The organism is uncultured Gemella sp. (genome assembly GCF_963519265.1).
In the GTDB taxonomy this organism is placed as follows: Bacteria; Bacillota; Bacilli; order Staphylococcales; family Gemellaceae; genus Gemella.
The window spans coordinates 1-8193 of record NZ_CAUQNQ010000056.1 but is presented as its reverse complement, the minus strand read 5'-3'; the positions used below and the strand labels follow the sequence as shown (position 1 = coordinate 8193).

General features: G+C 31.8%; 7 protein-coding genes. 3 read left to right on the top strand and 4 right to left on the bottom strand.

All coding sequences use genetic code 11. The features are described 5' to 3' along the window. The 3 genes from RWN11_RS06100 to arsS all read left to right on the top strand — a co-directional run. Positions 1 to 686 (top strand): TIGR04283 family arsenosugar biosynthesis glycosyltransferase (locus tag RWN11_RS06100; protein ID WP_314160878.1); only part of this gene is annotated, 686 nt, incomplete at its 5' end. A gap of 292 nt (positions 687 to 978) precedes the next feature. Beyond that, positions 979 to 1317, top strand: coding sequence for an arsenosugar biosynthesis-associated peroxidase-like protein (locus RWN11_RS06095; RefSeq protein WP_003144831.1), 339 nt, complete (start codon positions 979 to 981; stop codon positions 1315 to 1317). 7 nt (positions 1318 to 1324) lie between these two features. Continuing rightward, positions 1325 to 2269: an arsenosugar biosynthesis radical SAM (seleno)protein ArsS gene (gene arsS, locus RWN11_RS06090; RefSeq protein ID WP_314160876.1), complete on the top strand. Its 945-nt coding sequence runs from the start codon at positions 1325 to 1327 to the stop codon at positions 2267 to 2269. 175 nt (positions 2270 to 2444) lie between these two features. On the opposite strand, the gene RWN11_RS06085 is transcribed toward arsS, so the two are convergent. The 4 genes from RWN11_RS06085 to secD form a co-directional block, all read right to left on the bottom strand. After that, on the bottom strand, positions 2445 to 5024 hold the full coding sequence (locus RWN11_RS06085) for a YSIRK-type signal peptide-containing protein (RefSeq protein WP_314160875.1): 2580 nt from the start codon (positions 5022 to 5024) through the stop codon (positions 2445 to 2447). Positions 5025 to 5242: 218 nt separating this feature from the next. Next, entirely contained in the window at positions 5243 to 5548 is a 306-nt protein-coding gene (locus RWN11_RS06080; protein WP_314160874.1) for a hypothetical protein, read from the bottom strand. 18 nt (positions 5549 to 5566) lie between these two features. After that, positions 5567 to 5719: a hypothetical protein gene (locus RWN11_RS06075; protein WP_314160873.1), complete on the bottom strand. Its 153-nt coding sequence runs from the start codon at positions 5717 to 5719 to the stop codon at positions 5567 to 5569. A gap of 303 nt (positions 5720 to 6022) precedes the next feature. Next, complete coding sequence (secD, locus tag RWN11_RS06070) at positions 6023 to 8191, bottom strand: protein translocase subunit SecD (RefSeq protein ID WP_314160872.1); 2169 nt, start codon at positions 8189 to 8191, stop codon at positions 6023 to 6025. Positions 8192 to 8193: the final 2 nt, after the last annotated feature.

Sequence of the window (8193 nt, the reverse complement as noted above, 5' to 3'; positions counted from 1 at the left end):
TTATGATTACTATTATTGTGCCAATTTATAACGAAGAAAAAACAATACGTGATTTTGTCTATAATCTGTATTGTTTGCATAATATAAAAGAACATGAGGTACTTTTTGTTGATGGAGGTTCGACAGATAAGACAAAAGAAATCCTAGATGAACTTTCTTATTTCGGTTACACATATCACTTATCGGATAAAAAAGGACGAGCAAATCAGATGAATTACGGTGCAAAACTTGCCAAAGGTGATATCCTATGGTTTGTACATTGTGATAGTGTTCTTCAAAAAGATGTAATAGAAAAAGTACTTTCTTGCCCCACTGAGGTCGGTTGTCTAAAGATTAGATTCTACCCAAGTAGCTTTCCTATGTGGGTAAATTCTCTTGTTTCTAATATGCGTGCAAGTATTACTAACCTTGCTTTTGGCGATCAAGCGATATTTCTATCAAAGAAAGTATTTGACGAAGTTGGAGGATATAGAGATATGCCTTTAATGGAAGATTATAAACTCTCTGAAGATTTAAGTGCGTTAAGTTATAAGATTACAGTAATTAACTCCCCTATTACGACATCCACGAGAAGATATAAAAATCATACTGTAAAAACAATGTGGCAGATGCAACAATATCAGAAAATGTATCGACGCGGTGTGCCAGTTGAAGAAATAGCAAACATGTATAAAGACGTAAGATAATAAAGTTAAGGATTTTTAGAATTATTTTTTAGTTGGGAGGCTAACCCAAAAGTACTAAAATATAACAAAGTTCATATAAGAACTCATAGACGCAGTGGTTTATTGATATCTAAATTCGCTTTATAAAAGCTTTTTAGATATCTAATAAACTGTGCGGTGGTGACTCGACAAAATTGATTTCTCCGAAATCACGATTTTTGAGTCACTCCCATAAATCGGGCAATTTCATTGATTATTTATGCAAACTAACATATAATAAAATTATGTACAAATTTTAAAGGAGAGAATAAATATGGCAGATTATTTTAAAAAGAAACATTTAATAGAATTTGGTGAAGGAAAATTTGGTGAAGACGCACCTGATTATTGGAAAAACTTTATGAATTACTACGGTAATGTTATGGCTGAAGGTGAACTAACAACCCGCGAGAAGGCACTTATCGCACTTGCTGTAGCCCATGCCGAAGCTTGTCCTTATTGTATTGATGCTTATACTAGTACTTGTTTAGAAGAGGGCTGCGATCAAGACCAAATAGCAGAAGCTATACACGTTGCAGCAGCAATGAAAGCTGGTATTACTCTTGTACATGGTCTTCAAAGTAAAGAATTATCGGATAAATTAACAAATTAGTATTGATATGACTAAGTTAAATATTCCTAAATTTTTCGACCAAGTTGAGGAAAAACAATATTTATTAACTGAAGAATTTCCTGAAGTTATGCAAATTAACGTAGGTAGTTTATGCAATATTACATGTAGTCACTGTCACGTTGATGGTGGACCTACAAGAAAAAATAATATGGTTCGAGAAACTTTTGAACAGATAATTGAAGCATTCAAAGTTGGTAAATATAAAACAATGGATATTACAGGTGGTGCGCCTGAGATGAATCCAAACTTCAGATGGTTTTTAAAAGAGATTTCTAAGTACGCTAAAACTATAATTGTAAGAACAAATCTAATTATCCTAGATGTCCCAGCTTATAGAGATATACCAGAATTATATCGTGAATTAAAAGTTCAAGTAGTGGCATCTCTACCCTACTACAACGAAAAAGTCGTAGCTAAGCAACGTGGAAAAGGTGTTTTTCCTAAGTCAATAGAAGTACTAAGAAGACTAAATGAACTAGGTTACGGAAAAGAAGAAGACCTTATCTTAAACCTAGTCTATAATCCTAATGGAGCATTTTTACCTCCTAAACAAGAAGCACTAGAAAAAACGTATAAGAAAAAACTATATGACAATTTTGAAATTGTCTTTAATAACCTATTCGCAATAACAAACAATCCTATAGGAAGATTCTCTGAATTTTTATATAGAGAAGATTTATATGAAGGATATATGAATAAACTTTATAAAGCATATAACCCTGCAACATTACCAGGACTTATGTGTAGAAACATGATTTCTGTTGGTCCTGACGGTTCTTTATATGATTGTGATTTTAACTACATTGAAAAACTTAAAATCTCTGGTAAAGTTAACCATGTGAGTCAACTTGTAGATAATCATACAGGTGTACGTAGAATTGTTACCGGTATGCATTGTTATGGTTGCACAGCAGGAGCTGGTTCATCTTGAGGTGGAGAGACTTGCTAGCATAGGTTATGCTAAAGTATCTATCAATAATATTGAAAATAAATCGGGTAACGGGAAATTTTTCCCATCACCCGATTTTATTATATAAATCAAGATAACGAATCTAAATTTTCTAGACCTAATTTTGTCTTATACAATAATTCTACATATATAATTATTATATGTTTTCCTTATTTTCTTTTTTTCTTCTAACAATTCCAGCACCGAGTAAACTTAATACACCTAAACCTATTGTCTCTGTTGAGTTATTACCTGTATTTGGTAACTTGTTAGACTTAATAGATTTCTCAATATCCTTCAATTCTTCTTGTTTTTCTGGTTCATCTTTTTCAGAAACAACTTCCTCTTCCAATGCTGGTTGAACTTCTGGCTCACCTTTTCCAGTCAACAATTCTACAAAATCGTAGATGATTGTTTTCACACCTTCATCAACCGTTCCTGTTTCAGGTGCCGATGTTGAGCGATGCCCTTTATAAATATAGGATTTTCCATCTTTTTGGATCACCGTGTATAATTTTGGAGGTGTTGAAGTGTATACATCTCCTATGGATACTTCTTTCGTTAACTGTTTCTCCATCGCTATTTCAGTAGTAGTTCCTTCTATCATGTATTTCTCAAAGACATTTCCTGCTGTAGATGGTTTGTAAACATAGGTAATTTCTGTAGTTACTGAAGCAACTTTTCCTGTTTCCGCAGGTGAACCAGCTTTCAGTCCTACTAGTTTATATTTTTTACCATCTTTTGTGATTTCTTGTAGTTTTAGTGCTGAAACATCATATGAAACATCTTTATTTGTTGAAATCGGTGTTCCTACAACTACTTTTTGATTATCTTTATCTAGATAATATTTTTCTTCTGTTGACGATACAACTGCATCTTTAACAACATCTACACTTTCTTTAAGAGAAGTTCCATCCGCTAATTCATACTTAACAATAACACTACCTTTATTTTCAGCCACTTCTGTTTCTTCTTTAGCATATATGTTTTTAATATTAGTTAATTTATCACTAATGTGGTAGGCGCGAGTTGGAAGGTAAAGATTATGATAATAAAAACGTTGATAGTATCCGTCAGCAACAAAATAGACATCATTTTTTATTGAAGCATACACCCTATATATATATCCATTTTTTTCGTACTCTCTATACATTTGACCTGCACCATACTGAGTCCTAGGCACATAGGTATTCGGTATCATAAAATCTTCATAACCTACTTCATATGCTAAATGCATTTTATTAGTCTCTTGATTATTTCCTTTCATTAATCTAACATCTACTTCAAATATATTTCTTACAAAATTAGAACCTTCTGGGGCTTTATCTACATAGTGTATGTTACTCTGTGCTGTCTTATATTTTGATATATAGGTTTTCTCACTCTCGTAATTTTCAGTATCTTTATATTCCTCTATATTACCATGAAATTTTGGTTCTATTTTATCTCGTTTATCGTCCCAAATAAATTGGATAGTATTTTCTCCAAACTTTTCATTTAAAACCTTTATATATTGATTTAAATCATTATATTCTGTAACTTCCCCTTTTATACGAATAAATCCTCTAAATATACTTCCCACTGAGGAAACCGGTCTATTCTTTTCATCCACAGTATCTACAAGTCCAAGAGGAACCCCAAAATAACTGTTCCAAGGGAAATCTTCCCATTTTTTAAAATAATTAGTCCACAAACGAGTGTCCCAACGATATTTTCCCTCCTCAAATACACTACCTGATAACGATTTTATCTCCTCTAGTCCTTCCTCTAATGAAGTAGTATCATTAAATTCTTTATGATAAATATGATCTGCTCCCTCATTAGCTGAACCAGAAGAATCCTCAACGACAAATTCATTTTTCTCTACAACTAATATTGTATCTCCTTCTTTGATACCACCATCTTTTGTTACATTACCTATAGTAAATTCTTTTGCTTGTGTTTCTCCCTTTTTAAAAGTTTCTATAGCCCAAGTATTATCTGCAGTAGATGGTTTATTTACCAGAACATATTTTTCATAATGATTTTCAGAAGTCTCCGATACTAACCATACTCGACTTCCTTCTTTGATTTTATCATAACGAATGCTACCATCTTCATTATGCAAGTTAGCAGGATTTGCATGAACCGTAATATCATTAAAAGTCGTTTCTTTAGTAGTTCCTTCGTTTTTTTCTACAACTGTGTCAATTTTATGGAATTGTTCTCCATCTTTGAAAATCGTTTTATCGGACTCTTTTATCTTGTTAACAACTTCATCATTTAAACTATAAAACTTCCCTTCATATCGTTTTCCAAAACGCCCCCTTATTTTGTATGACATTGTTGAACTAGAAACTTTTTTATCATCAACTGGAATATCGATATTCTCTTCATTTTTTAATACTATCCCATCTTTAGTTATATAAGTAGTCTTTGTATCTTGAAATGAATCCACTCCTTGTGTTCTTATCTCTTTTTCCACATAATCAAACTTGCTTTTTGAATAATCTTCTGGATGATCCCCAACAGAAGAAGTAATATGAAAGTGCGAATATGGAATTTTATAACTACCCTTACTATTTTCCAATGTCACCATTTTATCTAAATAATTCCCATCAGATGGAATAAGAGTTTGCTTTGCCAATACTGGACTAGCTCCTAGATACAACATCCCTAATAATACAGACGCTGCTCCAATACCTTTATATTTTCTTAATGAAAATTTTTGTATATTATCATTTCCTTGTTTCTTCATTTTTTACCTTCTCTCCATAAATTATTTCATAATTGTTCATTCAATTTTATTGAAAATCTATTTATTTATCAAGTTTTTCTATTATACCATTACAGATAATCAAAATCAAATATAAACTGAAATGCCAGTATAATTTCGTATAATAAAATAAAAGTATATTATAGACAAGAAGAATCCATATTATACTTTTACAATTATTATTTTGTTTTTTTATCTTATCAGTTCAATTTTGTATACATTTGAAAAACTTTGCTTATATCATATTTTCTACCTTTAAGAACTACTGAGCCATCTTTATTATGCCATTCAAGCTCATCATTCTTTTTCTGTCTCATATATAAACCAGATGTAAAATATAATATTTCTCCAGCGTCTTCAACACTTGCTACAAATCCATTAATTAGATTCACTTTTGCATTAGGATATTTTAAAGATATCTCTTCAGGTAATACACTTAATTCGTCACGACCAATATCTGATTGATAATTACATATATTGATTATCTCACTACTCTGAAACCCCATATTTTCATAACCATTTTTCTAATTTTCTCGGACTTGTGGTGCTGTCAATATATAAATATACTCCCAACCTAAATAATTTGATATTATCTTTCTTGCTAATTGAGAAGATTCAAATCCATATTTTCTCATATCTTTTTTCCACATTCCTGGATGAATAGTAATCATCTTCATAAACAATCTCTCCTCTAATATACTTACTAATAATCAAATATATGAGAGTGACTCAAAAATCGTGATTTTGTTGAGTCACCCCCGCACAGTTTATTAGATATCTAAAAAGCTTTCATAAAGCGAATTTAGATATCAATAAACCACTGCGTCTATGAGTTATCATATACACTTTTTTTAAAATTTAGGACTTTTGGGTCAGCCCCTTTATAAACTTAACACGTTAATTGTAATCTTTTTATTAACAAAACGTAAGAGAAAGAAGATATAAAACTGTATTTTCAATTTTATATCTTCTTTATATTTCTATACTAAAACTTTATCGTTTTCTTTTCTCTCTCTAGGAGATTGACGTACGTTAATTTCGATTTTTCCTTTTTTATTTAATTCACGTACTTTTAATACTGCCCACAATTGTGCTGCAATAAATAGTGATGAATATAAACCAAAGATTAACCCAATAAGTAACGCCACATTGAATGAGTAAATTGAACTACTTCCTACTAATAACATAACTATAACCGTGATTATAACTGTTAATACTGTATTAATAGAACGAGTTAATGTTTGTCTTAGCGATACGTCTACTACTTTATAAATTTGTTCTTTAGTTGTTAAGACTTTTTCATGACGCATATGTTCACGAATACGGTCAAATGTAACGATAGTATCGTTAATTGAGTAACCTACGATTGTTAATACCGCTGCGATGAATGTAATATCTATTTCTAATCTTAATAAGCTCGCTATGAAAATAATTATACATACGTCATGCAGTAAGGCGATAACACTCGTAAGCCCCATACGCCATTCGAATCTGAATGCTACATAGATGATAATACCTATAGAAGCATACATTAATGCGAATAATGCATTTTTAGCTAATTCTTTACCAATTACTGGAGATACAACGCTTAGGTTAGCATCTTTTTCATATTTTTTAGCAAAGTATTCTTTGATTTCTATCGATTTATCTTGTGCAAAGCTCTCTTTAGAGTGTACTGTTGCTTGTTTTTTATCTGGTGAAACAACTATTTTTTCTTCTTTTACTTTTAAAGCATTTAGATCTTCTTGAATCTTATCTACTGATAATTCTGTATTCGCAGCCACATCAATACGTGTACCACTAGAGAAGTCAATCCCTAAGTTCAATTTATACATACCTAAAGACACAGATCCTGCAATCATAATCGCAATACTTAAAGCAAAGAATTTCTTCATGTGCTTAGTAAAGCTCAACCATTCAAATTTAGTACTTAAGTTAAGTGAATTTATCCCAAACTTAGTTTCATGAATACTCTTCTTACTAACACCAAAGTACCCTGGGTGATTATTAAAAATATTAGAATTTACTAATAAACTTAGTAATAATCTAGTACCAAATACCGCAGTTATAAAGCTGACTAATATTGATAATAGTAACATTGTCGCAAAACCTTTAACACTACTTGTACCAAAGATAAATAGTACTATTGCAGCGATTACTGTAGTAAACTGTGAGTCAAAGATTGTCCATAACGACTGTTTAGCTCCATCTAAGTATGCTTTTTTTAGTGGATATCCAGCACGCACTTCTTCTTTAATTCTTTCGTACATAATGATATTAGCGTCAACTGCCATACCTACCCCAAGAATTAAAGCTGCAATACCAGGAAGTGTAAGTACCCCTGATATCATGTTGAAGAATACTACCGTAATATATACGTAAGCAACCATCATGACACTAGCTACAAATCCAGGTATACGATAAACAACTAGCATGAATAAACAAATAATTGCTAATGCTATAGCCCCTGCTAATACTGTTTGTTGCAATGCATCGGCACCAAATTGAGCTCCTACAGAGTTTGAGTAAATCTCTGTTAATTTTACAGGTAAAGCTCCAGAGTTTAATAATGCTGCCATTTCTTTAGCTTCTTTTACGGTGAAGTTCCCTGTAATTTGAACATCTTTAGAGTTAATAGTTTGAGCTACTTGTGGTGCAGAAACATATTTAGGTTTCTCTTTAGCTGCTTCAGCCTTAAATGAATCTCCTTCATTGAAGTCCATCCAAATAACCATTAAGTTTTGACCTTGAGGACGTTTACTAATTTCAGAAGTAATATTACCAAATTTATCAGCGTCTTTTAATTTCAAGTTTACATCTGGTTTATTATTTTGATCAAACCCTTGAGACGCTCCGTTTTCTTCTAAATCAGAACCATCTAACAATACCTTATCTTCAATATCACGAATAGTTAAGTTCGCTTGCGTTGATAATACTTTACGAGCTGTTTCTTGGTCTTTTACCCCTGCAAGTTCAACACGAATTCTATTTCCTGATTCAACAGTAATAACCGGTTCACTTACCCCAAGTATATTAATACGTCTACTAATAGTGTCAGCAGTTGCCTTAACAGCCGCCTCATCTATAGTTTGACCATCTTTAAGAGGTTCTACTTGGTATAGTACCTCAAATCCTCCTTGAAGATCCAGTC

Bases quoted from the DNA above. Each gene is read 5' to 3' on its own strand.
- RWN11_RS06095 (WP_003144831.1), top strand. From the start codon at position 979: ATGGCAGATTATTTTAAAAAGAAACATTTAATAGAATTTGGTGAAGGA.
- arsS (WP_314160876.1), top strand. From the start codon at position 1,325: ATGACTAAGTTAAATATTCCTAAATTTTTCGACCAAGTTGAGGAAAAA.
- RWN11_RS06085 (WP_314160875.1), bottom strand. From the start codon at position 5,024: ATGAAGAAACAAGGAAATGATAATATACAAAAATTTTCATTAAGAAAA.
- RWN11_RS06080 (WP_314160874.1), bottom strand. From the start codon at position 5,548: ATGGGGTTTCAGAGTAGTGAGATAATCAATATATGTAATTATCAATCA.
- RWN11_RS06075 (WP_314160873.1), bottom strand. From the start codon at position 5,719: ATGAAGATGATTACTATTCATCCAGGAATGTGGAAAAAAGATATGAGA.